This is a genomic window from Nonomuraea jiangxiensis (assembly GCF_900099965.1).
GTDB lineage: Bacteria > Actinomycetota > Actinomycetes > Streptosporangiales > Streptosporangiaceae > Nonomuraea > Nonomuraea jiangxiensis.
On sequence record NZ_FNDJ01000002.1, the window covers coordinates 339195 to 363385 of the forward strand.

Sequence of the window (24191 nt, forward strand, 5' to 3'; positions counted from 1 at the left end):
ATCGCCAGGCCGGCGACTCTTGTCGCAGGTCAGCAGGATGCCGTCGTGGGTGGTCATCACACCCGCGTCGACCTTGAGCATCGCGGCCAGGCCCTCGCGCTCGCCGCTTTCCGGGGTCGGCCAGTGCCCCCAGGATCGGCTGACCGTTGGCCGGGACATCCCGCAGGGCACCGGGGTGGAGTCCACGATCCGGCAGTTGTCCAGCCAGAAGTCGCTGGATCCGGCGGGCGGCGACGGTCAACTACTTTCCATGCCGGAAAGCTTGATGTAAGCTTTCCGGCATGGAAAGTAGGAGCCGCACGGAAACCCCCGATCCGGCCGCCGCGCGCGCGGCCCTGGACAGCGTCACCGCCGTGCGCGCCCGTACGGCGGAGCACATCACGAGCCCATGGTGGTACCACTTCGGACTCGGGACAGTGCTCGCCGTCGCCTTCCTCTCCATCAGCATGCGCTGGGCGTCCTACGGCGTCCCGATGGCGTTGCTCGCGGGACTCCTCCTCGGAACGGCGCTCAAACGCTCCACGGGCCTGTCTCTGGACCGCTACGCGGCCACTCCGGGAGCTCGGAAGCTCTCCATGGCGCATGGACTGACCGCCCTCGCCGTGACCGCGATCGCGATGTACCTGGAATGGGGAGCCAAGGTGTACGGAGCCGTGGCGGTGGCCGGCCTGCTGATCGGAGCCCTCACCGTCGCCGTGGGCTACCGCATCGACGCGGCGCTTCGAGCGGATCTGCGGGCATCCCATGAACGCCCCGGTCTTTAACGAGATCATCCATGCCCCCAACCGGCTGCAGATCTGCGCCATGCTCTCGGCGGTGGACTCGGCGGAATTCGCCGTGCTCCGCGACACCCTCGCGGTCAGCGACTCGGTGCTGAGCAAGCACCTCAAGGTCCTGCAGACGGCGGGATACGTGGAGACGGCCAAGACATCGGGCAGGGCCGCCGAAAGAAGCACCTGGATCTCGCTCACCCCGGCGGGCCGGCGGGCACTGGCCGGGCATCTGGCCGAGCTCCACCGCATCAGCGACCTGGCGAACATCACCAACAGCGGGTGACCGCCGCGACCCCGGCTCAGCGGCAGGCCTGAAGGACTTACTCGTCTGGTGTCGCCGCCGGGGTCCGAGGTCAGCGGCCGATCCTGCCCGACACCCGGGACTGCAGGCCGCGCGGGATCAGCCTGCCGATCGCGACGACGGCCTTGTAGCGGAAGTCGGGGATCGACACCCGCCGTCCCAGGGCCAGGTCGCGCATCGCCGCGCGTACCACGTTGTCGGCCTTGAGCCACATGAACCCGGGAATGCCGGAGGTGTCCATCAAGGCGCGCTGGTGGAACTCGGTACGCACGAAACCGGGGCACAGCGCCATGATCCTGATGCGCGGGTTGCCCACGTCGCTCGCGGCCGACTCGCTGAAGTTGATCACCCACGCCTTGGACGCGCTGTAGGTGCCCCGGGTGAAGAACCCCGCCACCGACGACACGTTGATCACCGCGCCCCGGTCGCGCTCCCGCATGCCGGGCAGCGCGGCCAGCGTGAGCCTGAGCACGGCCTCGCAGTGCACCTTGAGCATGCGTACCTCGTCCGCGACCGGCACGTCGGGGAAGTGGCCGGGGTGGCCGAAACCGGCGTTGTTCACCAGCAGGTCGACGCCGTCGCGGAGTCTCGACTCGACCCTCTCCAGCCCCTGCTCGGTCGCCAGGTCGGCGGGCAGCACCTCGACGGCCACGCCGTAGCGGAGTTTGAGCTGGTCGGCGGCGCGGGCCAGCCGGAGCTCGTCGCGTGCCACCAGGACGAGCGAGTAGGCGTCGGCGGCCAGGCGGCGGGCGAACGCGGCGCCGATGCCGGAGGTCGCGCCGGTGATCAATGCGGTAGGCATGCGTGAAACCTTAACGTCCGTGGCAGGATGAGGGACGTGCGCCTCGTCGTGTCCGGGCTGCTGTTCGCGGCTCTCATCGCGTGTTCCGCCTCCCCGTCACCGCCCGCCGGTTCCGGCGGCACCACGCCCGTCCCATCGGCGAGCCCGTCGCAGGCCACGTCCACCGGGCGGGGCGAGCTGCGCTTCACGGAGATCGCCACGCTGGACAAGCCCGTGGCCTTCGCCGTTCGCGAGGGGGACGAGCGCCTCTACATCGCCGAGCAGACCGGCAGGTTACGCACCTCGGACGGCGACACGGTGATCGACCTGAGCGCCGAGGTGAGCGGCGGCAACGAGCAGGGGCTGCTCGGCGTCGCGTTCCACCCCTCGGGCCGCTGGCTCTACCTCGACTGGACCGACGCGCGGGGCCATACCCACGTCACGGAGTGGGCCTACGACGGCACCCGGGCGACCGGCCGGCGCGACGTGCTCTTCCAGGAGCAGCCCTATCCCAACCACAACGGCGGCCAGCTCGCCTTCGGGCCCGACGGCTATCTCTACATCGCCCTCGGCGACGGCGGCAGCGGGGGCGATCCTCAGGGCAACGGCCAGGACCTGGGCACACTGCTCGGCAAGATCCTGCGCATCGACCCGCGCCCGGACGGTCAGGGCGGCCGGCCGTACACGGTGCCGAAGGACAATCCGTTCGTCGGCAAGGAGGGCGCGAAGACCGAGATCTGGGCGTACGGGCTGCGCAACCCCTGGCGGTTCGGCTTCGACCGCGACACCGGCGACCTGTGGATCGGCGACGTCGGCCAGAACGCGTGGGAGGAGGTCGACTACCAGCCCGCCGGTTCGGAGGGCGGCGAGAACTACGGCTGGAACGCCCGTGAGGGCAAGGAGCGCCACAGCGGGGAGAAGAGCGGGGAGATGGTGGATCCGGTGATCACCTATCCGCTGCACGAGGGCGGCAACTGCTCGGTGATCGCCGGCTATGTCTATCGGGGGCGGAAGATCCCCTGGTTGCAGGGACAGTTCCTCTACGGCGACTTCTGCGCCGGCTGGATCAAGGCAGCGCCCGTGGACGAGCTGGACAAGGCGACTGAGGTCGGCAAGGTCGAGCAGCTCTCGTCCTTCGGGGAGGGGCACGACGGCGAGCTCTACGCGCTCAGTCTGCAGGGTCCGCTCTATCGGATCGAGTCCGGCTGACCCGCTCGATCAGCTCTTCCACCTGGTCGTTCAGCTTGGCGCCACGGGCCCAGCCCGCGTAGTGGGACAGGAAGACGACGACCTCGCGCAGCTCGACCTCCGACAGCTCGCCGGTGCGCAGGGCGACGTCGAGGTGCACCTCCGTCATCTCGTGCAGCCCCTGGCCGACGAGCAGCCCGAGCAGGAGCAGGCGGCGGTCCCTGTCCGGCAGGACCGTCCTCGCCCAGACGTCGGCGAACTGGCGCTCAGCCGTCATGCCGAAGGAATCGACGATCTCCCTTGCGGGCTCTGTCATGGTGCGCTCCCGGTGGGCGGAAGGGATCCTCATATCTTTCGCTACTTCCTGAGTTGAACCAATGGGGGTTGCATGGACGTTGTACCGAACGGCTGCTCGGAGAGCGCCCGCCCCGCGCGGGCGAGTCGAATTTGATCTGTAACAAGTAAAGCCAATGTATGGCCAAGATTTGGTCAAGATTTCTCATCGTGCATCGGGCTCATTCCGCCTGAAAGCGGGCACAACAACTCCGTTGGTCCGTAAAGCGGAGGTAAGCCCTGGTGATAAAGACACGGGCTTTGATCACGCTCATGGTCGCGGTCTTCGTGCTGCCGGCGTGCGGGCAGCCGGAGTTCACCTACGTACGTGACAAGGCCGGCACCACCTACTTCAAAGTGCCCTCCTCATTCACGCAACTCGACGCGTACCGCATCGAGCTGTACCTGTCCGGTGACCATCCGAACTCCGAGGCGGCGCTGCTGCGGGCGGAGCGGGTCTGGTCGACCGCCTTCGACCAGTCCACGCGACCGTCGGTCGACCACCTGCTCGGCTCCCTCGATCCGTTCGTGTACGCCACCGTGCACCGGCTCACCGACGAGCAGCGCGACACGATCTCGCTCAACGGGCTTCGGGACTTCGTCCTGCCGGTGACCAAGCCGACCCGCGACCTCTATATGCAACGAGCGATGGCCCTCGGCCGGCCGCCGGTGTTCAACCGCTTCGAATCCCTCCGCGACGAGGTTCTGCTTCTGGACAAGGGGGCCAGGGGCGTACATGTGCGGTTCAACTACCAGATCGGTAATGACGTTCAGACGTTCGACCACACCGCGATTCTCGACGAGAAGGGCGGCACGGTCTCGGTCATGCTCGTCGGCTGCCAGGCGATCTGTTTCCGTACGCGCACCGCCGAGTTCGAAAAGATCGTGAGTACTTTCAAGCTGCTCCGGCTGCCTGGATGAGGGAGCACCATTGACCACGAGCATTCATCACGAAGGGCTGCGTGCCCCCGGCAGCGGGCCCTCTGACCCGGACTCCGTGACCAGGAAGAAGATGCAGTTCTGGGACCGGAGCAAATTCCTCATCGCCCTGGCGGTGGCCTACCTCATCCTCACGTGGAAGGTGATGGCCGATTTCGAGGGGATCGTCACCTTCCCCGAGGCGGCGCTGCGGATCGCGAGGTCGTACCAGTGGATCTTCTGGCTGCTCGGCGTCGAGGCCGCGCGGCAGCTGCACTTCCTCGTCAGCGAGCACTGGTCGGCCTACCACCGCTTCTGGAGCGAGCGGGTCTTCGGCGGGACCGAACGCTGGACCCACCGCCGCTTCGACGACTGGACGCGGTACCGCCTCTCGCGGGCTCTCAAGATCACGTTCTTCGTGGTGCTCATCGCCCTGGTGCTGGGCGCGGTGCTGGACACCAGCCCGTTCCAGGCGCTGTTCCAGGCGCCCGCGCTGATCTGGCAGGCGATGCCGTTCCTGCTGCAGATCATCTTCCTGTTCTTCGTGATCATCATCCAGTTCGTCGGGCTGTTCTGGTTCCTGTCCAGGGGCGGTGTCGAGACGTACTTCCCGGATGACATCAAGACCCGCTTCCACGACGTGTGGGGGCAGGACCACGTGGTCGAGCGCGTCCAGGAGAACATCGTCTTCCTGGAGCGGCCCGACGAGATCGAGAAGCGCGGCGGGTACGTCCCCAGCGGCCTGCTCCTGTGGGGCCCACCGGGGACCGGCAAGACCCTCATGGCCGAGGCCGTCGCCGGTGAGACCGGCAAGCCGTACGTGTTCGTGGACCCGGGCGCGTTCACCAACATGTTCATGGGCATCGGCATCCTCAAGGTGAAGTCGCTGTTCAGGAAGCTGCGCAAGCTGGCCCTCAGGTACGGCGGCGTGATCGTCTTCTTCGACGAGGCCGACTCGCTCGGCAAGCGCGGCCGGCTCGCCCAGCAGGGCCCGCCCGGGCAGGGCGGCGGCTTCTCCGGACACACCGGCTGCCATGGTGTGAACTACCTCTCCGAGGAGACCCGCCAGGTGCTCGCCTACCGTGCAGGCCGCACCCTGGATCAGGAGCCGGAGCGGCGCAGCCGGTTCGTCATGGGCGGCGGGATGATGGGCAGTGGCGACCCCGGCACGCTGCAGGCGCTGCTCACCGAGTTGTCGGGGTTGAAGAAGCCGCGAGGGTTCTTCAACCGGCTGGTCAGGCGGCTGCTCGGGATGCGGCCCAAGCCGCCGCCCAAATACCGCATTCTCGTCATGATGGCCACCAACCGGCCGGACGCGCTGGACGAGGCGCTGCTGCGGCCGGGCCGCATCGACCGCATCTACAAGGTCGGCTATCCGTCCAAGGCCGGACGGCTGCGGACCTACCAGGGCTACTTCGACAAGGTGTGGCACGAGCTCACCCCCGAGCAGATCGACAAGCTGGCCACGATCACCCCCTACGCCACCGGCGCCACGATCAAGGACCTGGTCAACGAGTCCCTGATCACCGCCATCAGGGACGGCCGCGAGGTCATCACCTGGTCCGACGTGCTGCGGGCCAAGCGGCTCAAGCAACTCGGCCCGCCCGAGGACGTCGAGTACATCGAGCGCGAACGGCACGCCGTGGCCGTGCACGAGGCCTGCCACGCCGTGGTGGCGTACGTGACCCGCTTCCACCTTGAGATCGACATCGCCACCATCGAGAAGGGCGCCGACTACCTGGGCATGGTCGCCTCGATCAAGCCCGAGGACCAGTTCACCCGGTGGAAGTCCGAGTACGAGGCCGACATCATGGTCTCGCTGGCCTCGCTGGCGGGCGAGCGCATGTTCTTCGGCGAGGACAACTCCTCCGGCGTGTCCGGCGACCTGCACTCGGCCACGTACCTGACCGCGCTCATGGAGTCGTACTGGGGCATGGGGTCGGGCGTCACCTCGCTGCCCGCGCTGCAGGAGCTGGAGATCATGGGCGGCAAGTCCGTGCGCAAGCGGATCGAGGGCGGTGGCATCGGCATCACCGACAGGGAGCCGGCCCGGTCCCAGCCCGACCTGACCCCCGACGTGCTCGGGGAGCGGATCGAGTTCAACCTGGTACGGCTGCTGGAGCAGACCGAGGAGTTGCTGCTGCGGCACCGCAGGGAGGTGCTGTGCCTGTCGCACGCGCTGGAGACGTACAAGACGCTCAACGGCGACGACGTGGTGGCCATCCTCACGTGCCGGCGGGGGCCGCTCGTGGACGGCACGATCTACGCCTCCGACGAGCTCTACGCCGAGCTGGAGGACTACCACCGGGACGCGGTCCGGGCGCACAAGGAGCACAGCCGCATCGAGCGTGAGCTGCCCGGCCCGGCGCCGATCGACCCGGAACCCGTCGAGCCCGTCGGCGCCGGCGTCAAGGCCGTCCAGGCGACGCCCGTGATCCCGCCCCCGGTCGTGCCCGTCGCACCCCCGGTCGCCCCGGCTGCCGTAGCGGGTGGGCCTCCGTTCGCGGCTGCCGAGCGGCCGGAACCGCCGTACGTCCCGGTCGCCGGGGAGCCGGACCCGCTGGGGGCGGCGGTTCGGCCGGAACGGGCGGGGCGGCCCGACTTCGTGCCGTGGGCACAGACGTCCCCGCCGGTGCCCACGGCCATGCCCACGGCCATGCCCATGACCGGGCCCATGACCGGAGCCGCTGCCGCGACCTCGTACGGACCGGTCGCCGCGCCGCTCGTGGCGCGGCGGCGGGCCGTACGGCTCTGGGTGGTCGTCGCCAGCCTGCTCGGGCTGGTGGCGTTGGCCATCATCATCGCGCTGGCGGTGACGGGCCCGGTCGCGGGCGGCACCGGCACCGCCGCCGCGCCCGTGGTGGCCTCGCCGGGGCTGCTGCTCCTGCTGTTCGTGGTGGTGGTCGCGGTGATCGTGGGCGCCGGGCTGGCGTACGTGGCGATCAAGGGGGTACGCACCGCGCAGGTCAAGGCCGAGCACGAACGCGACCAGGCGCACGCCCGGGCCCAGCTCCTGGCCGCGGCGATGGACCCGGACACGGCCATGCGGCTGCTGGGCTACGACGGCAAGGGAAGCGACGGGCGCCCCGGAGCGACCTGACCGGCCCGCCGGGGCGTCCCCCCGCGACGCCCCGGCCCCCGGAGCCGCCAGGCATCCCCGAGACGGCCAGGCCCTGGGGTCACCGGGCGGCCTCGATACGGCCAGGCCCCGGGTCACCGGGCGACCTCGAGACGCCCCGACTCCCGGAGCAGCCGGGCATCCCCGTGACGGCGTGGCGTGGTTCGGGCTCGTATTCTCGCAGGTGGTATTCGACCCCGGCGGGAAGGACATCGTGTCTCAGCACCACGTCATCGTCATCGGCGGCGGCATCGCGGGCGCCAGCGCGGCCTTCGCGCTGGCCCGCCGCGGCGCGGCCGTCACGGTCGTCGACTCCGCGCTCAAGGGGCAGGCCACGGCCGCCAGCGCCGGCATCATCTCGCCCTGGGCCTCGACCGCCGAAGGCCCCGCCTACGAGCTGTACGCGGCGGGCGCCGCCTACTACCCGCGCGTCATCGAGCTGCTGGCCCAGGCGGGCGTCGAGCGTACCGACTACCGCCGTACCGGTGCGCTGCTGGTCAGCGCCGACCCGGACCGGCTCACCGAGGCGCAGGCGCGCGTCGAGGCCCGTGCCCGTACGGCCGGCGGCATCGTGGGCGACATCCAGCGCGTCGACAACGCGGAGGTACGCGCCCTGGTCCCCGTCCTCGCGCCCGACCTGGAAGGCGTGTACCGCAGCGCGGGCAGATCACGCACCTGAGGCTCGACGGGGTGGACACGAGCGGCTGGCCGTCGGTCAACCCGCTGTCCCACCACTACCTGGTGGCCTTCGACGACTCCAGGGTGGCGGTGGGCGCGACCCGCGAGACCGGCAGCGGCTTCGACCCCCGGGTGACCGCCCAGGGGCAGTGGCAGGTCCTGTCGGACGCGCTGCGGATCGCGCCGGGACTGGCCGAGGCGACGCTCATCGAGACCCGCGTCGGGCTGCGACCGCTGGCCGGGGCCCTGCCGATCGTCGGCGCCCTGCCGGACGCGGCCGGGGTGCACGTCATGAGCGGGTTCGGCGCGGCTGGGCTGACCATGGCGCCGCTCAGCGGCGACGCCCTTGCCGGGTCGATCCTGGAGGGCGAGCTCTCGGCCGAGTTCGCCGCCTTCCGCCCCTGACGCCCCGGTCGCGGTTCGCCGATGGCCCCGCCCTCGACGACAAGCTCAGCGTCCGAGCATGAAGTCGCGGAGGGTGGTGGCCAGCCGGTCCTCAGCCTCGAGCGCGAGGCTGTGACCGCACTGGTCGAAGACCACGCTGTGTTCGACGCCCTCGGACACCTTGCGCATCTGATCGGCGACGAGAGGACCGAAGAATTCCGCCGCGCTCACTGTCATGATCGGCAGTGTCAGCTTCTTCTGCTTGAGGTCCTGGTTGATGCGCGCGTTCTTGAGACCGGCGCGATAGCTCTCAAGGCAGCCGCGCAGCCCTCCTGGCGCCTTGAGGCAGCCGATCCACTCGGAGATCGCCTCCTCGGAGATGGCGTAGGGGTTATAGGTCTCGGCCTTGATCCAGTATTCCCAGAATTCCCGCTCGCGGCCGGTGATCAGCATTTCCGGGATGTGAGGCATCCAGAAGAATGGAACATGCCAGAGCCAGACGCCCTGGCGCCGATACTGCGCTGATATGTGATCCGGTGTGAAGTAGGACCATTCTTCGAAACCGTGGCCGGGGAGCAGCATCTCGCAGAAGGAGAGCGTCCTGACCTGCTCGGGACGTGTGGCGGCGAGTACGTAGCCATACTCCGCTCCCCGGTCCTCCCCGTGGACGTGGTAGCTCTGGTGGCCGAGTTGGTGCATGAGCTCCGCCAGGTCGGTCGTGCTGGTGAGGCTGTCGTAGCCCTCCTCGGCCGGCGGCTTGTCCGTGTAGCCGAAACCGCGAAGATCAGGCGCGACGACCGTGAAATCCCCGGTCAACAAGGGTATGAGCTTGTACCAGTAGTAGTGGTTCTTGGGTGTGCCGTGCAGCAGAAGCAGCGGTTCGCCCTGCCCGGCGGTCACGTAGTGCATGCGGATGCCGTTGACGTGCGCCCGGCCATGCGTGACCGGGTTCCCCAGGTGATCGTAGATCTCAGCCATTCATCGCTCCTTGCGCGAATTCCAGATGATCAGATGTATGGCCGGGATGTCCCTGCGGGCCGGTTCGGGTGCTGCGCCACCGGCACGGTCAGCCGAACTCCCTGATCACCTTGATTGCTGTCTTCAGCAAGGTGCTTCGAATGCTACGCATGAGGTCGCGGCAGGTCGTCGAGGCCCGCCGGGAGCGATCTCTCCGAGGCCGCCCTTCGGGGCCTCGTCTCCATCGTGACCGCGTTGCGTAAGCATGGCGCCGGCTTGGTCGCCGGCCGCCGGGTTCGCGTTCGAGTAGGTCCCCGGGAACACCGATTAACACGCCGTTCACACGCGGGCAAAAACCGGGAAACGGCCGACCGCGAGACTCGGCGAGCCGGAGGAAAACCGAAAGGACCGCTGTGAGCTACAAGGCTGAGTACATCTGGATCGACGGCACCGAGCCCACCGCTCTGCTGCGCTCGAAGACGAAGATCCTGGACGACGGGGCCGAGCCGCCGGTCTGGGGCTTCGACGGCTCCAGCACCAACCAGGCTGAGGGCCACGCGTCCGACCGTGTGCTCCGTCCGGTGTTCACCTGCCCCGACCCGATCCGCGGTGGCGCCAACGTGCTGGTCCTGGCCGAGGTCGAGGAGACCAACGGCGACCCGCACGTCAGCAACACGCGCGCCCGGCTGCGCCCGATCGCCGAGCGGTTCGCGGACCAGGAGTCGTGGTTCGGCATCGAGCAGGAATACACCTTCTTCAAGGGCAGCCGTCCGCTCGGTTTCCCCGAGGCCGGCTTCCCCGCCCCGCAGGGGCCCTACTACTGCGGTGTCGGCGCCGACACCGTCTTCGGCCGCGAGATCGTCGAGCTGCACCTCGACCGCTGCCTGGCCGCCGGGCTCAAGGTCTCCGGCATCAACGCCGAGGTCATGCCCGGTCAGTGGGAGTTCCAGATCGGCCCGGCGGGACCGCTTGAGGTCGCCGACCACCTGTGGGTCGCCCGCTGGCTGCTCTACCGTACGGCCGAGGAGTTCGGCGTGGAGGCCACGCTCGACGCCAAGCCCGCCCGCGGCGACTGGAACGGCGCCGGCGCGCACACCAACTTCTCCACCCGGGCCATGCGCGAGGGTTACGACGCCATCATCACCGCCTGCGAGGCGCTGGGCGAGGGCGACAAGCCGATGGAGCACATCACCCACTACGGCGCGGGCATCGAGGGCCGCCTGACCGGCGCCCACGAGACCGCCCCGTGGAACAAGTACAGCTACGGCGTGTCCGACCGGGGCGCCTCCGTGCGCATCCCGTGGCAGGTCGAGGTGGACAAGAAGGGCTACATCGAGGACCGCCGCCCCAACGCCAACGTCGACCCGTACGTGGTCACCCGCCTGCTGGTGAACACCTGCTGCACGGCCCTGGAGAAGGCCGGCCAGGTCTGACGGCCCCCTCCCGGCTCTCTCTGGCCACGGGCCCCGGCAGTCTCCGGGGCCCGTAGCCGTACGTCATGGAAGGCGGAACTCCAGGTCGGGCGTGATGTCCGCCACGTCCATCTGCGCTTTCTGCAGGCGTCCTGAGTGGTCCCAGTTCATCGCCTGCCAGCGGGTGAACTGGTCGAGCACCCACATGCCGGACTGGCGGCTGCCGTTGCCGGACTTGCCGTTGCCGCCGAACGGCAGGTGGGCCTCGGCTCCCGAGGTGGAGTTGTTGACGCTGACCATGCCGGCCGAGATGCCCTCGCGGAAGCGGAAGACGTGCTTGGGGTCGGTGGTGTAGATGGAGCTCGAAAGGCCGTAGCCGGGCAGGTTGGCCAGCTCGATGGCCTCGTCGAGGGTCCTGAAGGTGGTCACGCCCACGATCGGGCCGAACGTCTCCTCCAGGAACAGCCGGTCCGTGGGCCTGACGCCGTCCACGATGACCGGGTGGTAGTAGAGCCCCTGGTCGCCGTCGAAGTCGCCGTGCGGGTTCTCCTTAGTAATTTTCCCGATATTTCCGGACACGACCTTGTGGTGGGGCTGGATCCAGGTCAGGTATTCCTCGTACCGCTCCGCGAACTTCTCTGCCAGCAGCGGGCCCGCCAGCACGTCCTGCCGGGGGTCGCCGATCCTGGACTCGCGGACCGCCCGGGCGAACCGCTCCACGAACTCGTCGTGCACGCTCTCGTGCACGATCACCGTGCCGAGGCTGGTGCAGCGCTGCCCGGCCGTGCCGAAACCGGCGAACAGCGCGCCCTCCACGGCCAGGTCCAGCTCCGCGTCCGGCATGACCACCATCGGGTTCTTGCCGCCGAGCTCCAGGCAGGCGGACTGCAGGTGCCGCCCGGTCAGCTCGCCGACCTTCCGGCCCACCTCGCTGGACCCGGTGAAGCCGACCTTCTGCACGCTGCCCTCCTCCAGGGCCAGCTCCAGGCCGCGGAAGGTCTCGGCGCCGTCGGCGAACACGATGTTCAGCACGCCGTCGGGCAGCCCGGCGGCGACGAAGAGCCGGAACATCGCGTGCGCGGAGGCGGCGGCGTATTCGGCGGGCTTCCAGACGACGGCGTTCCCGCACAGCAGCGCCGGGACCAGGTACCAGGAGGGCACGGCGACGGGGAAGTTCCCGGCCGTGACCACCGCGGCCACCCCGACGGGGTTGCGGAACGTGAACAGGTTCTTGTCCGGCATCTCCGACGGGACCGTCTGCCCGTACAGGCGGCGGCCCTCGCCCAGGAAGAAGTCGCACGTGTCGACGATCTCGCGTACCTCGCCCAGCGCCTCGGCGTACGGCTTGCCGATCTCCTCGGTCACCAGCCGGGCCAGGCTCTCGGCGTTGGCCTCGACCAGCCGCCCGATGGAGGCGATGACCCGCCCCCGCACGGGGGCGGGCACCTTGGCCCACTCGCGCTGGGCCTCCTTGGCGGTGCGGCAGGCGGCGGCGAACGTGGCGGCGTCGGCCAGGCCCACCCGCGCCACGACCTCGGTGGTGCGGGCGGGATTGATCGACTCATATGTGTCAGCGGTGGCGGCGTCCTTGCCACCCACGACTGAAACGATCTGACGGTTCACCGGTGCCCTCCTCATAGTTCCTCCGGACAGACAATCATCTCGCCGGAAAAAACCCAAGAATCAGCCGGTCGGGACCGCGTCGATGCGGTATCGACCGTTCGCCGCGATGGTCCCGGTCGGTGCGCGGGTCGCGGAGGCCGGGTCTCCTCGCTCCTTCGGCGGAGGTCCGGTCATTCCGGGTGATCGAGGATCAGCTCGGCGATCCGGCGCGGCAGCCCGGGGGACAACAACGAGTGCCCCATGCCGGGGATCCGGTGGAGCCGCGCGCCGGGGATCTGGGCGGCCACGGCCTCGCCGTGGGGGAGCGGGCGCAGCGGGTCCTCGGTGCCGTGCACGACCAGCGTCGGCGCCTTGACCGACGACAGCGGGACGAGCCGGTCGTCGGTCATCAGCCGCCCGGCCAGGTCGTGGTTGAGGGCCGCGGCGGGGTTGCGGCTGTGGTCGTACGCCTCCGCGGCGAGGCGGCGGGCGGCCTCCTCGTCGAACGGCAGCACGTCTCCGTTCAGCACCCGCCAGGTCTCCAGGCCGGCGGCGAGCTGCTCCTCGCGGGTCGTCCGCGGCATGGTGGCAGCCCTGGCCAGGTGCTGGAGGAAGGCGGGCGCGGGCGGGGGCAGATCATCGGGGTCGGGCTCCTGCCCGGCCATCGCCCGCGCCCAGGCGGGGCCGGCGTCGGCGCCCATCGGGCCGCTCATGATCACCGTCAGGGTCCGTACGCGCTCGGGCCGGTGCACCGCCAGCCACTGCCCGACCGCGCCGCCCAGCGAGGCCCCGACCACGTGCGCGGCGGCCACACCGTACCCGTCGAGCACGGCGGTGGCGTCGTCGGCCAGGTCGGCGAGCGCGTACGGCCGGACGGCGAAGTCCACGCAGTCGGACCGGCCCGTGTCGCGGTGATCGAACCGGATCACCTGCCGCCCGCCGTGCACGAGCACCTCCACCAGCTCGTCCGGCCATCCGGCACCCGGGGTGGAGGTGCCCATGACGAGCAGCACCGTGGGGTCGCCGGGGTCGCCGAACCGTTCGGTCCAGAGCCGCAAACCGCCAGAGGAAACAAACTTCGAATGCGTCATGGGTGCCAATATAAATAAATTTCGCGGGAAATTCTAAAATAGCAGCAGAAATGCGAAATTGGCAATTCTGTGGTATAATAGCTTGTACGTGATTGGTGGCCTGGGCCTGTGAGGTGCTGGCATCATCGTGTTCATCGTCACCAAGCCGAGGCTTTCTGGTTCACCACGAGCGCTGGGTGGTGGCGCGGGCGCGGGCCTGGCTGATGGCCTATTGGCGGTTAGTCCGTGATTGCGAGCGTCGGCCACTGACCAGTGAGGCGATGATTCGATGGGCCGCGATCGCCACCCTGGTGCGCCGCATTGCCCGAGGCCGCTCTGCCCAGCGGCCTGGACCTCGCCCTCTCGCGCCTCCAGATGGCACTGGAGATCGACGAGGCAGGCCGGCGGGTCTTCGCCCTCTATATAGCCCGGTACTCCCAAAGCTACGGCGACCGCGCACGCCTGGGCGACGGCCACCGCTGAGCCGGGGCTTGCATCGTCGGGACGACGAGAGTCCCGGACGTTGACTTTGTCGTAACCTATGACGCATCCTATTGCTACAAAGCTTGCGACAAAGGAGGCGCTGTGACCCGCGAACCGCTACCGGACACCGACCCGCCGACGCGCACGACCGATCTGCGCATGGCGGGCGAGTGGCTCGCCCGCCACGACCTGGCCGACGCCCACCCGACCCCGCTGCTCGCCAGCCGGCTGGCGGTCCGCAGACGCGCCCGCCTGGCCACTTACGTCATCCTGGCCGCGCTGATCATCGTGAGCGCCCTCGTCGCCATTTCCGCTTTCGGCGGCCTCCAGCCGCATCGCCCGCTGCCGCTGCTGGCCCTGGCCGCGTCGGTGGCCGGGCTACTGCTGGCACAGTCCCTGCTCGACCGGTGGGTGCGACGCGTCGACCAGCGGGCGGGCGCTACGCTGTCGCGCCGGGCCGCCCATCCGATTCAGCCCGGCTGGCGGACCGTGCTCGGCCGGCCGTACGCCATTTTCGCCGTCGCCACGTTCGCCGGCGCGATGGCGCTGGCCGCAAGCGCCTTGGCCGTTCCCGACCCCACCGTGCGGCAGCTGGCCGTCGTCGTGCTGATCGGCCTGCTCGGCGCGACGGCCATCACCGCCCTGCAACTGCGCCACTTGCTCAGGTTCCCGGTCGTGGCGGAGGACGAGGAGTCGCTGACCGCCGACGTCATCATGCGCGTCGAAGACGCCCGCGAGCTCACCACGCCGAACGTGCAATGGTCGCTGCCGGTGGTGCTGGTCGGCACCGCGCCCGGCTGGTGGAATGCCGCCGCGGTCGCCTACCTGGTCCTGAGTCTGGTCGCGTGCGTCGCGCTTCATGCCAGGACGCCGACGTGCGCGACGGTGGCCCAGCGGGCCATGGGCGTGCGATGATCATCATCGATTCGGCCTCGCCGGTACCGCCGTTCGAGCAGCTGCGGGCCCAGCTCGCCCGGCAGATCCAGGACCGCACGCTGGCCGTGGGCGCCCGGCTGCCGACCATCCGCCACCTGGCGGCCGACCTCGGCCTGGCCGTCAACACGGTCGGCCGGGCCTACCGGGAGCTGGAGGAGGCCGGGCTGATCGAGACGCGCGGGCGGGCGGGCTCGTTCGTGTCGGCCGCCGGCGAGGAAGGCCGGGAGCGGGCCCGCCGGGCCGCCGCCGACTACGCCGCCGTGATCGCCAGCGTCGGCCTCGACCCGGCCGAAGCGCTCCGCATCGTGCAGGCGGCTCTGGCGGCCGGTTCGGCGGCACCGGCCTCGTCATGACCGCGACCCGGCCGCGGGGATCACGGGGGTCCGGGGTCGGAACGGCGGATGGCGGCCGTCAGCTTAAGGCTGGCACCGTCGGCTACCTGGGTGTGCTGGTGCGTCGTCCCCTGCTGCCCGGTGATCTACTAAGGCCTCTCAAACACGTTCTTCAGGCGGTGAAGTCGGCGAAGTCGAAGCCTGGGGAGACGATGCAGCTCACCAGGACGGGCTCGGGGCCGGCCGGGCGGGCCGACTGCCACACGCCGCCGGGCACCAGCGCCTGGGGCACCTCGCCGTCCTCCACCCGCGCGCCCAGCGTGATCGTGGTCTCGCCGATCGTCAGGGCCAGCGGGCCGCCGCGGTGCCACAGCCAGACCTCGTCCGAGGCGACCACGTGCGGCACCGACTCCTCGCCGGGGTTCAGGAGGAAGTAGATGCCGGTGGCGCTGGCCCGTGGGCCGTCGTACCCGTCGGGGCGGAAGGTCACCGCCGTTCGCCAGGTCTCCCGGAACCAGCCGCCCTCCGGGTGGGGGAGCAGGTCCAGGGCGGCGGCGACGGGCGGGCGCTCCACGAACGCGACCGGGGCGCCCGTGACGTCCCTGCGCAGGAAGCGGTTGCCGTCCAGGACGAGTTGGCCGTCGAGCGGGCTGGCGAGGGCCGCGGCCTCGTCCGGCACCTGGACGGCCGGGCCGTCGGGATAGATCCGTAGCTCCACTCTGGGAGTTTAGGCGGATCAACCGGGCGGAGCTGCCCCGGGGGTCGCCCGGCCGCGGCCGGCCACGTTCCCGGCGGTCGAGGCCTGTTGAAGGGCTCGCGAGCCCTCGGTGGTTCCTTCGTGTCGGCCGGGGAGCTGACGACGGCTGACCACGCTGTGGGGCCCTTCGGCCTGGCGGCAGGGCCTTGCGGGATCTCGCGGCGAAATGTCGGTCAGGGTGGCTAGTCTGCGGCAGGTGATCGAACGGTGGAGCCGTGATCAGGTGCTCGCTCTCGCCCCCGACGCCGCCTCGCAGAAGGCGGCGCACGGCGTCGCGGCGCCCGGGAAGTGGTCGTCGCGCGGCACGACGGGCACGGTCGTCTACGGCGAGTGCAAGGGCAGCGGGTCCAAGCCTTACCTGGCGTGCGTCGACCTGGCCGAGCCCGCCTACCGGTGCAGCTGCCCGAGCCGGAAGTTCCCGTGCAAGCACGCGCTCGGGCTGCTGCTCATGTGGTCGGCAGATGGGCTGCCGGTCGCCGAGGGCGCGCCGCAGTGGGTGACGGAGTGGCTGGACGGGCGCGCCGAGCGGGCCGCCAGGTCGGCGGCCAAGATCGAGGCGGCACGAGCCAAGGCAGCCGAGGCCACCAGGGACACGCAGGACCCCGAGAACACCGGAAACGCCGAGAACGCCGGAAACGCTGAGGACGCCGACGGCTTCGGGGACCCCGGGGGTTCGGGCGGATCGGGGGGCTCTGGGAGTTCCGGCGGGTCGGGGGGCTCCGGGGGTTCCGGCGTGTCCGAGGGCTCCGGGAGCTCCAGCGGGCCGGGGGGCTCCGGGAGTTCCAGGGGGTCGGGGGACTCCGGGAGCGTCGTGGTGGGTGCCGATAGTGGGACGGGAGCTGGAGGGGCGGACGGCGGCGGGCGGCGTGCGCGGGGGGTTGGTGCCGGTGGGGAGTCCGTGCGGCATGCCCGGGTCGCCGCCGGGCTGGCCGAGTTGGAGCGATGGCTGGCCGACCAGGTGCGGCAGGGGCTGGCGGGGGCGGCCGAGCACGACTGGGACGGGCTGGCCAAGCGGCTCATCGACGCCCAGGCCCCCGGGGCCGCGGGCGTCGTCTCCCGCCTGTCCCGGGTCCGCTCTGAGGACGACTGGCCGGGGCGGCTGCTGGCGGAATACGCGCTGGCCAACCTCCTCGCCGTGGCCTACCGGCGGCGCTCAGAGCTGCCCCCCGCGCTGGTCCAGACTGTGCTCTCCCGGGCCGGGTTCCCGGTCACCAGGGAAGAGGTGCTGGCCGGGGCGTCCGTACGCGATCAGTGGGACGTGCTGGGCAGGCGCGACGAGGAGCAGGACCGGCTGACGGCCCGGCGCGTCTGGTTGCGCGGCCGGCACACCCGTCGGGCCGCGCTGGTGCTGTCCTTCGCGCCTCCCGGGCAGCCGCTGGACGCCTCCCTGGTCACGGGCACCACGATCGACGCCGACCTGGCCTACTATCCCGGCGCCGCCCCGCTGCGCGCCCTGGTCGCCGCCCGCCACGACCTCGTGCCCGCCGCCGTACCGCCCGGCGTGTCGCCGGAGGAGGGGCTGAGGGAGGTGGCCGCGGCGCTGGCCGGGGACCCGTGGACCGAGTCCTGGCCGCTCGTGCTCGCCGGGGTGGTGCCCGAGCGGGGCGCGCTCGGCGGGCTCCCGCTGCACCCGAGGGCGCGTGATCCATGGCGGCTCATCGCCGTGTCCGGCGGACGGCCGGTGACCGTGGCCGCCGAATGGACCCCGCGGGGGTTGCGGCCTCTGACCACCTGGGACGACAACGGGGCAGCGGTGATCCTGTGAGCGGCGGGGACGACGACGGGGCAGCCGTGATCCTGCGACCACTGGGACGCGACGGGGCAGCGGTGATCCTATGAGCGGCAGGGACGACGACGGGAGGGCGGTGAACTGTGACCGGCTGGGATGAGTTGGTGTCGGTGGCGCTTGTGGGCACCGATCGGCGGCCGTACGACGGAAATTTGCTTGAGACCGCGGCCGTCGAAGCTGTGCGGCGGCGCGCCGGGCGCCGGGCGGAGGAGGTGCGGCCGCCGGAGCCCGCGCCCGGAGAGGAGCAGGCGGCCGTGAGCAGGCGGGCCGCCGAGCGGTTGGTGCGGATCCTGGGCGGCGAGCATGAGCGGTTGCTGCCCGAGTGGCTGGCCGCCGCCGCCGCGACCGGCCGCCGGGTGCCCCCCTACGCGCTGCCCGAGTTGCTCCACCGGGGACGGCGCGACCGGTTCATCAGGGGGCACCTCGGCGTGCTGGCCGGGCAGCGCGGCAGGTGGCTGGCCGGGCTCAACCCCGACTGGGGCTTCCTGCTGGAGGAGCCGACCGGAGAGACCTGGGAGCTGGGCGGTCCCGCCGACCGGCGGGCGCATCTGCGCGCGCTCCGGTCCGCCGACCCCGGTGCGGCCCGGCGGCTGCTGGAGAGCACCTGGGAGCAGGAGGGGCCGGATGACCGGGCCGAGTTCGTCGAGGTGCTGACCGACGGGCTGAGCATGGAGGACGAGCCGTTCCTCGAAGCCGCGCTGGACGACCGGCGCAGAGAGGTGCGCCAGGCCGCCGCGAACCTGCTCACCCGGCTGCCCGGCTCGCGCATGGCCAGGCGAATGGCCGACAGGGTGCGCGCCTGCGTGGCGATCACCGGAAACGTCATCGCCGTCGAAGCCCCCGCGGAGTGCGACAAGGCCATGGAACGCGACGGCATCCGCCCCAAACCGCCCCGCGGCACCGGCGAGCGGGCCTGGTGGTTGCAGCAGATCATCGCCCGCGCCCCGCTGGCGGTCTGGGGCCACCCGCCCGCCACGCTGCTCCAGATGCGGATCCCCGACTGGGACGCCGAGGTGAAGTCGGCCTGGGTACGCGGCGCCGTGCTGCAACGGGACCCGGAGTGGGCGCGGGCGATGTTCGGGTGGGACCCGATCGCCGACCTGCTCGACGCGCTCCCGCCCGGTGAGCAGCAGGAGCTCGCCGCCGAGTTCGTTCGCCGGCACGACCTGGACAGCCAGCTGATCATGGTGTTGGGCGGCGTGTCGTCCCACTGGCGCGAAGGGCTGGCCACGGCCGTGCTGCACAAGATCGTCAAAGTGGCCACCACGCAACCGTGGAACCTCGGCGAGCTGGTCAAGCTGGCCGGAGAGCACATCGACCCGGCGCTGTTCCCGCTGGCCGAGAGCTACTCGCCGGTGGAGTCCGTCCAGCAGGTCGCGGCTCTGCTGCGTTTCCGTGCTGACATGTACAAGGAGCTTGCCCTATGACCGTTCTGCGCCCGCACGCGGAAGACCAATATGCCGAGGAGCTGGCCTTCCTGGCCAAGGACGACGACCGGACGCGGCCGCCCGGCTGGAAACTGTCGCCGTGGGCCGTGACCACCTACATCCTGGGCGACGGCGACCGCGTCACCCCGAAATACGTCGGGGCCCGCCGCATCGTCGAGGTGGCCGTCGCCACGCTGGCGACCGACCGCGCGCTGCTGCTGCTCGGCGTGCCCGGCACCGCCAAGACCTGGCTGTCGGAGCACCTCGCCGCCGCCATCAGCGGCGACTCGACGCTGCTCGTGCAGGGCACCGCGGGCACCGCCGAGGAGGCCGTCCGCTACGGCTGGAACTACGCCAGGCTGCTGGCCGAGGGCCCCTCGATCGACGCGCTGACACCGTCGCCGGTGATGCGCGCGATGGCCGAGGGCCGGATCGCCCGGGTCGAGGAGCTCACCCGCATGCCGTCCGACGTACAGGACGCCCTGATCACCGTGCTGTCGGAGAAGACCCTGCCGATCCCCGAGCTCAACCGCGAGGTGCAGGCCGAGCGGGGGTTCAACGTGATCGCCACCGCGAACGACCGCGACCGTGGGGTCAACGAGCTGTCCAGCGCGTTGCGGCGCCGCTTCAACACGGTGGTGCTGCCGGTTCCGGCGACCGCTGAGGAGGAGGTGGACATCGTCTCGCGCCGGGTGACCCAGCTCGGCCGGGCCCTGGAGCTGCCCGAGACCACGACGGGGCTGTCGGAGATCCGGCGTGTGGTGACGGTGTTCCGCGAGCTGCGCATGGGCGTCACCGAGGACGGCTGTACCAAGGTCAAGTCGCCCAGCGGCACCTTGTCCACGGCCGAGGCGATCTCCGTGCTCACCAACGGCATCGCGCTCGCCGCCCACTTCGGCGACGGGGTGCTGCGCCCGGCGGACGTGGCGGCCGGGATCGTGGGGGCCGTTGTGCAGGAGCCGGTATCGGATCGGGTGGTGTGGCGCGAATACCTGGAGACGGTGGTGCGCGAGCGCCCGGACTGGCGCGACTTCTACCGCGCCTGCCGCGAGGTGTCATGAACGCCGACCCGCACCCGCCCACCACGGCCCCACCCCCTGAGCCCCCGCCGACCTCACTGCCCACGCTTCCATCGGCGCCACCGCCCGCGCACCCCTCGGCCGCACCTCCTGCGGTCGCTCCGGGGGCTCGGCTCGCGGTCCCTCCGGGTGCACTGCCTGGGGAGCAGCGGGGTGAGCTGTCCCGGGAGCAGCCGGGTGGGCTGCCTGGGGTGCTGGAAGGTGCGCTGTCCAGGGCGCTGCAGGATGCGCTGTCTGGAGAGCGGCCGGGTGGGCTGTCTGGGGAGCGGTTGGGCGGGGAGGGTGAGCTGCCTGTGGGGGTGGTCGGTGCGCGGGGGAGTGGGGTGGTGGTCGTTCCGGAGGGGGCCGGGCGGGCTGGGCAGTTGGTGGTCGGTGGGGCTGGCGTTTTTGTGTTGGGGGTGCGGCATCATGGGCCTGGGTCGGCGCGGGCCGTGCGGGCCGAGTTGGAGCGGTTGCGGCCCGACGCGATCCTCATTGAGGGACCGCCGGAGGCTGACGGGATCGTCGGGCTGGCGCCCGAATTGGAGCCGCCGGTCGCGTTGCTCGCGCACGTCCCGGGCATGCCCGCGCGGGCCGCGTTCTGGCCGTTCGCCGGGTTCTCCCCTGAGTGGCAGGCCATCAAGTACGGCACGTCCGCCGGCGTCCCTGTGCGCTTCTGCGACCTGCCCGCGGCCCATTCGCTGGCCGACGACCGCGACGACGCCGAGACGCCGGACCTGCGGGCCGACCCCATCGGCTCCCTCGCCGCGGCCGCCGGATACGACGACCCGGAGCGCTGGTGGGAGGACGTCGTCGAGCACCGCGGTGACACCCCCTTCGAGGTGATCGCCGAGGCCATGGCCGCCGTACGCGAGGGCTACCGGCCGGACGAGCGGGAGGCCAGGCGCGAGGCGTACATGCGCAAGACCCTGCGCGCGGCGCTCAAACAGGGGCACACCCGGATCGCGGTGATCTGCGGGGCCTGGCACGTCCCCGCGCTGACCGGCACCCTGCCGCCCGCCACGGCCGACAACGCGCTCCTGCGCGGCCTGCCGAAGGTGAAGGCGGAGCTGACGTGGGTGCCCTGGACGTACGGGCGGCTGGCCTCGTGGAGCGGATACGGGGCGGGGATCACCTCGCCCGGCTGGTATCACCACCTGTTCACCGTCCCCGACCGGCCGGTGGAGCGCTGGCTGGCCGGGGCCGCCGCGGTGCTGCGCGACGAGGGGCTGGCCGTGTCGTCGGCGCACGTCATCGAGTCCGTACGCCTCGCCGACAGCCTGGCCGCGCTGCGCGGCCGCCCGCTGGCCGGGCTGGGCGAGGTCACCGAGGCGGCCAGGGCGGTGTTGTGCGAGGGCGACGACCTGGCCGTGGAGCTGATCCAGCGGCGCATGGTGGTGGGCGACCGGCTCGGCCACGTCAGTGATGGCACGCCGATGGTGCCGCTCCAGCGGGACCTGCGTGACCAGCAGCGGCGGCTGCGGCTCAAGCCGGAGGCGCTTGACCGCGAGTTCGACCTGGACCTGCGCAAGCCGCTCGACCTGGACCGCAGCCGGCTGCTGCACCGGCTGCGGCTGCTCGGCGTGGATTGGGGCACGCTGGGGGAGGCGCGGGGGAAGGGCACGTTCCGGGAGACGTGGACGTTGCGCTGGCGGCCCGAGCACGACCTGGCGCTCATCGAGCAGGCCGCCCTCGGCACCACCGTGCTCGCCGCCGCGGCGCAGCGGGCCACGGACCTGGCGGCAGCGGAGTCGGCCGCGCTGGCGGATCTGACGTCGCTGGTCGAGAAGTGCCTGCTGGCGGAGCTGCCACCTGCGCTGCCCGGCGTGCTGGCCGCGCTGTCGGCCAAGGCGGCGCTGGACACCGACGTCACGCACCTGATGGCGGCGCTGCCCGCGATGGTGCGCGCCCACCGCTATGGCGATGTCCGGGGCACCCCGGCCGAGGGGCTCGCGGTGATCGTGCGCTCGATGCTGGAGCGCATCTGCGTGGGGCTGCCGGTGGCGGTGACGGGGCTGGACGACGACGCGGCGGCCGACCTCCTCAAGCACGTGGACGCCGTGCACGCGGCCGTCGCCCTGCTCACCGAGCACGACCCGGCGCCGGCGTCCGTGTCGCCGCGCGGCCGGTGGCTGGCCACCCTGCGGGGGATCAGCGACCGGCAGGACCTGCACGGGCTGATCGAGGGGCGGCTGACCCGGATCCTGCTGGACTCGGGGGAGCTCGACGACGCCGGTGACCGCATGTCCAGGGCGATGTCCCGGGGTCAGACGCCTGCCAGGGCTGCGGCCTGGGTGGAGGGGTTCCTGGCCGGGGGCGGGTTGCTGCTGGTGCACGATCCGCGGTTGCTGGGCCTGGTGGACGGGTGGCTCACCGGGTTGTCCGGTGAGCAGTTCACCGACGTGCTGCCGCTGCTGCGCCGTACGTTCGGCGGTTTCGCCGCGCCCGAGCGCCGGGCCATCGGGGAGCGGCTGCGGTCGGCCGGGGGAGTCGAGGAGGAACGGGAGCAGGACGTGGACGAGGAGCGCGCGGCGGCGGCCGTCGCCACCGTCCTGGCGATCCTCGGAAAGGCGGCCGGATGAGACGCGGGCGGATGAGAGGCGGCCGGATGCGAGGCGGCCAGGTGAGAGGCGATCAGGTGCGAGACGGCCAGGTGAGAGGCGGCTGGGTGCGAGGCAATCAGGTGCGAGGCGGGGGGATGGGCACGTCGGTGGGCGGGAGGATAGGCGGATGAGCGGGGCGGACGAGCGGATGCGCCGGTGGCGGCTGGTGCTGGGCGGTGGGGACGCCGACGGCACCGGGGCCGGTCTGGAAGGCGTGGACGTGCAGATGGACGCGGCGCTGAGCGACGTCTACGACCAGGGCAAGAGGGAGGGCGGGCTGGGCGCGTCGGCGCCGCGGGTGGCGCGGTGGCTGGGCGACATCCGCACCTACTTCCCCTCCACGGTCGTCCAGGTCATGCAGAAGGACGCGATCGAGAAGCTCAACCTCACCAGGCTCCTGCTGGAGCCCGAGATGCTCGAAGCCGTGGAGCCCGACGTTCACCTGGTCGGCACCCTGCTCGCGCTCAACCGGGTCATGCCCGACCAGGCCCGTGAGTCGGCCAGGGCGCTGGTGCGCCGGGTGGTCGAGGAGCTCGAACGCCGGCTCGCCCAGAAGACCAGGGCGGCCGTGACCGGCGCGCTCGACCGTTCGGCCAGGACGCACCGGCCCAAGCGCGCGGCCGACATCGACTGGGACCGGACGATCAGGGCCAACCTCAGGAACTACCTGCCCGACCGGAACACCGTGGTCCCCTCGCGGCTGGTCGGCTACGCCCGCAGACAGCGGTCGGTGCAGCGGGAGGTGGTGCTGTGCATCGACCAGAGCGGGTCGATGGCGGCCTCGGTGGTCTATTCGAGCGTGTTCGGGGCGGTGCTGGCGTCGATGCGGTCGCTGAGGACGTCGCTGGTGGTGTTCGACACGGCGGTGGTGGATCTCACTGAGCAGTTGCACGATCCGGTTGAGATCCTGTTCGGCACGCAGCTCGGCGGTGGCACCGACATCAACCGGGCCATCGCCTACTGCCAGGGGCTCGTCACCCGGCCGGCCAACTCGATCTTCATCCTGATCAGCGATCTCTACGAGGGCGGTGTCAGGCAGGAGATGCTGCGCAGGGTGGCGGCGATGACGCAGGCCGGCGTACAGGTGATCGTGTTGCTGGCGTTGTCCGACGAGGGCGCGCCGTTCTACGACCACGAGAACGCCGCGGCGCTGGCCGCGCTGGGCGTGCCGGCGTTCGCGTGCACGCCGGACGCCTTCCCCGACCTGATGGCCGCCGCGATCGAGCGGCGGGACATCGGTCAGTGGGCGGAGCGGCACCTGAGCGCATGAGAGCAGGCCGCCAGGGTGGCC

Annotated in this window: 22 protein-coding genes and 1 pseudogene; 16 read left to right on the forward strand and 7 right to left on the reverse strand. The window is 71.1% G+C overall.

The window, feature by feature from the left end:
- Positions 1-18: 18 nt before the first annotated feature.
- Positions 19-225, reverse strand: a pseudogene (locus BLS95_RS59745) (IS982 family transposase); the annotation flags it as partial.
- A gap of 56 nt (positions 226-281) precedes the next feature.
- On the opposite strand from BLS95_RS59745, the gene BLS95_RS04880 reads away from it, so the two are divergent.
- Both BLS95_RS04880 and BLS95_RS04885 read left to right on the forward strand, forming a co-directional pair.
- Entirely contained in the window at positions 282-764 is a 483-nt protein-coding gene (locus BLS95_RS04880) for a hypothetical protein (protein ID WP_090929642.1), read from the forward strand.
- Positions 745-1056 carry a transcriptional regulator gene (locus tag BLS95_RS04885; protein WP_090929643.1) on the forward strand — a complete coding sequence of 104 codons (312 nt, stop codon included), beginning with the start codon at positions 745-747 and terminating at the stop codon, positions 1054-1056. The genes BLS95_RS04880 and BLS95_RS04885 overlap by 20 nt, the downstream gene beginning before the upstream one ends.
- Positions 1057-1126: 70 nt before the next feature.
- Here the strand turns inward: BLS95_RS04885 and BLS95_RS04890 are convergent, their stop codons facing one another.
- Entirely contained in the window at positions 1127-1876 is a 750-nt protein-coding gene (locus tag BLS95_RS04890) for an SDR family NAD(P)-dependent oxidoreductase (protein ID WP_090929644.1), read from the reverse strand.
- Positions 1877-1903: 27 nt separating this feature from the next.
- Between BLS95_RS04890 and BLS95_RS04895 the strand changes: the two genes are divergently transcribed.
- On the forward strand, positions 1904-3064 hold the full coding sequence (locus BLS95_RS04895) for a PQQ-dependent sugar dehydrogenase (protein WP_090929645.1): 1161 nt from the start codon (positions 1904-1906) through the stop codon (positions 3062-3064).
- Here the strand turns inward: BLS95_RS04895 and BLS95_RS04900 are convergent.
- Positions 3024-3359 carry a carboxymuconolactone decarboxylase family protein gene (locus BLS95_RS04900; RefSeq protein WP_143043584.1) on the reverse strand — a complete coding sequence of 112 codons (336 nt, stop codon included), beginning with the start codon at positions 3357-3359 and terminating at the stop codon, positions 3024-3026. The two genes, BLS95_RS04895 and BLS95_RS04900, sit on opposite strands and share 41 nt — an antisense overlap.
- A 260-nt stretch (positions 3360-3619) precedes the next feature.
- On the opposite strand from BLS95_RS04900, the gene BLS95_RS04905 reads away from it, so the two are divergent.
- The 4 genes from BLS95_RS04905 (at position 3620) to BLS95_RS57615 (ending at position 8495) form a co-directional block, all read left to right on the forward strand.
- Positions 3620-4297, forward strand: a complete 678-nt coding sequence (locus BLS95_RS04905) for a hypothetical protein (RefSeq protein ID WP_143043585.1) — start codon at positions 3620-3622, stop codon at positions 4295-4297.
- A gap of 10 nt (positions 4298-4307) precedes the next feature.
- Complete coding sequence (locus tag BLS95_RS04910; RefSeq protein WP_090929648.1) at positions 4308-7394, forward strand: AAA family ATPase; 3087 nt, start codon at positions 4308-4310, stop codon at positions 7392-7394.
- Between the two features lie 232 nt (positions 7395-7626).
- Complete coding sequence (locus BLS95_RS57610; RefSeq protein WP_245764837.1) at positions 7627-8091, forward strand: FAD-dependent oxidoreductase; 465 nt, start codon at positions 7627-7629, stop codon at positions 8089-8091.
- 11 nt (positions 8092-8102) lie between these two features.
- Positions 8103-8495 carry an NAD(P)/FAD-dependent oxidoreductase gene (locus tag BLS95_RS57615; protein ID WP_245764838.1) on the forward strand — a complete coding sequence of 131 codons (393 nt, stop codon included), beginning with the start codon at positions 8103-8105 and terminating at the stop codon, positions 8493-8495.
- Positions 8496-8540: 45 nt separating this feature from the next.
- On the opposite strand, the gene BLS95_RS04920 is transcribed toward BLS95_RS57615, so the two are convergent.
- A complete protein-coding gene (locus BLS95_RS04920; RefSeq protein ID WP_090929649.1) occupies positions 8541-9452 on the reverse strand; it encodes an alpha/beta fold hydrolase in 912 nt (303 codons plus the stop codon).
- Positions 9453-9844: 392 nt separating this feature from the next.
- On the opposite strand from BLS95_RS04920, the gene glnII reads away from it, so the two are divergent.
- The gene (gene glnII, locus BLS95_RS04925; protein WP_090929650.1) at positions 9845-10864 is read left to right on the forward strand and encodes a glutamine synthetase; all 1020 of its coding nucleotides are present in this window, start codon (positions 9845-9847) and stop codon (positions 10862-10864) included.
- A 63-nt stretch (positions 10865-10927) separates the two neighbouring features.
- On the opposite strand, the gene BLS95_RS04930 is transcribed toward glnII, so the two are convergent.
- Both BLS95_RS04930 and BLS95_RS04935 read right to left on the reverse strand, forming a co-directional pair.
- The gene (locus BLS95_RS04930; RefSeq protein ID WP_090929651.1) at positions 10928-12466 is read right to left on the reverse strand and encodes an aldehyde dehydrogenase family protein; all 1539 of its coding nucleotides are present in this window, start codon (positions 12464-12466) and stop codon (positions 10928-10930) included.
- Between the two features lie 170 nt (positions 12467-12636).
- Positions 12637-13536 carry an alpha/beta fold hydrolase gene (locus tag BLS95_RS04935; protein ID WP_090929652.1) on the reverse strand — a complete coding sequence of 300 codons (900 nt, stop codon included), beginning with the start codon at positions 13534-13536 and terminating at the stop codon, positions 12637-12639.
- A gap of 300 nt (positions 13537-13836) precedes the next feature.
- On the opposite strand from BLS95_RS04935, the gene BLS95_RS55420 reads away from it, so the two are divergent.
- The 3 genes from BLS95_RS55420 to BLS95_RS04945 all read left to right on the forward strand — a co-directional run bounded on the left by BLS95_RS55420 (position 13837) and on the right by BLS95_RS04945 (position 15287).
- Positions 13837-13998 (forward strand): hypothetical protein, encoded by a 162-nt coding sequence (locus tag BLS95_RS55420; RefSeq protein ID WP_176993019.1) that lies wholly within the window; start codon positions 13837-13839, stop codon positions 13996-13998.
- A 102-nt stretch (positions 13999-14100) separates the two neighbouring features.
- The gene (locus BLS95_RS04940; RefSeq protein WP_090929653.1) at positions 14101-14913 is read left to right on the forward strand and encodes a hypothetical protein; all 813 of its coding nucleotides are present in this window, start codon (positions 14101-14103) and stop codon (positions 14911-14913) included.
- The gene (locus BLS95_RS04945) at positions 14910-15287 is read left to right on the forward strand and encodes a GntR family transcriptional regulator (protein WP_090929654.1); all 378 of its coding nucleotides are present in this window, start codon (positions 14910-14912) and stop codon (positions 15285-15287) included. Before BLS95_RS04940 ends, BLS95_RS04945 begins: the two co-directional genes overlap by 4 nt.
- A gap of 151 nt (positions 15288-15438) precedes the next feature.
- On the opposite strand, the gene BLS95_RS04950 is transcribed toward BLS95_RS04945, so the two are convergent.
- On the reverse strand, positions 15439-15984 hold the full coding sequence (locus tag BLS95_RS04950; protein ID WP_218135603.1) for a cupin domain-containing protein: 546 nt from the start codon (positions 15982-15984) through the stop codon (positions 15439-15441).
- Positions 15985-16219: 235 nt separating this feature from the next.
- Here BLS95_RS04950 and BLS95_RS57620 point away from each other — a divergent pair, with 235 nt between their 5' ends.
- The 5 genes from BLS95_RS57620 to BLS95_RS04980 all read left to right on the forward strand — a co-directional run bounded on the left by BLS95_RS57620 (position 16220) and on the right by BLS95_RS04980 (position 24170).
- The gene (locus tag BLS95_RS57620; protein ID WP_425434688.1) at positions 16220-17788 is read left to right on the forward strand and encodes an SWIM zinc finger family protein; all 1569 of its coding nucleotides are present in this window, start codon (positions 16220-16222) and stop codon (positions 17786-17788) included.
- A gap of 107 nt (positions 17789-17895) precedes the next feature.
- The gene (locus BLS95_RS04965) at positions 17896-19239 is read left to right on the forward strand and encodes a DUF5691 domain-containing protein (protein ID WP_245764840.1); all 1344 of its coding nucleotides are present in this window, start codon (positions 17896-17898) and stop codon (positions 19237-19239) included.
- A complete protein-coding gene (locus BLS95_RS04970; RefSeq protein ID WP_090929655.1) occupies positions 19236-20300 on the forward strand; it encodes an ATP-binding protein in 1065 nt (354 codons plus the stop codon). The genes BLS95_RS04965 and BLS95_RS04970 overlap by 4 nt, the downstream gene beginning before the upstream one ends.
- A 449-nt stretch (positions 20301-20749) precedes the next feature.
- Positions 20750-22879 carry a DUF5682 family protein gene (locus BLS95_RS04975; RefSeq protein WP_245764841.1) on the forward strand — a complete coding sequence of 710 codons (2130 nt, stop codon included), beginning with the start codon at positions 20750-20752 and terminating at the stop codon, positions 22877-22879.
- A gap of 148 nt (positions 22880-23027) precedes the next feature.
- A complete protein-coding gene (locus tag BLS95_RS04980; RefSeq protein ID WP_090929656.1) occupies positions 23028-24170 on the forward strand; it encodes a VWA domain-containing protein in 1143 nt (380 codons plus the stop codon).
- The last annotated feature ends 21 nt before the right edge of the window (positions 24171-24191 follow it).

Bases quoted from the DNA above. Each gene is read 5' to 3' on its own strand.
- BLS95_RS04880 (WP_090929642.1), top strand. From the start codon at position 282: ATGGAAAGTAGGAGCCGCACGGAAACCCCCGATCCGGCCGCCGCGCGC.
- BLS95_RS04895 (WP_090929645.1), top strand. From the start codon at position 1,904: ATGAGGGACGTGCGCCTCGTCGTGTCCGGGCTGCTGTTCGCGGCTCTC.
- BLS95_RS04920 (WP_090929649.1), bottom strand. From the start codon at position 9,452: ATGGCTGAGATCTACGATCACCTGGGGAACCCGGTCACGCATGGCCGG.
- BLS95_RS04945 (WP_090929654.1), top strand. From the start codon at position 14,910: ATGATCATCATCGATTCGGCCTCGCCGGTACCGCCGTTCGAGCAGCTG.
- BLS95_RS04935 (WP_090929652.1), bottom strand. From the start codon at position 13,536: ATGACGCATTCGAAGTTTGTTTCCTCTGGCGGTTTGCGGCTCTGGACC.
- BLS95_RS04980 (WP_090929656.1), top strand. From the start codon at position 23,028: ATGAGCGGGGCGGACGAGCGGATGCGCCGGTGGCGGCTGGTGCTGGGC.
- BLS95_RS04970 (WP_090929655.1), top strand. From the start codon at position 19,236: ATGACCGTTCTGCGCCCGCACGCGGAAGACCAATATGCCGAGGAGCTG.
- BLS95_RS04885 (WP_090929643.1), top strand. From the start codon at position 745: ATGAACGCCCCGGTCTTTAACGAGATCATCCATGCCCCCAACCGGCTG.
- BLS95_RS04900 (WP_143043584.1), bottom strand. From the start codon at position 3,359: ATGACAGAGCCCGCAAGGGAGATCGTCGATTCCTTCGGCATGACGGCT.
- BLS95_RS04890 (WP_090929644.1), bottom strand. From the start codon at position 1,876: ATGCCTACCGCATTGATCACCGGCGCGACCTCCGGCATCGGCGCCGCG.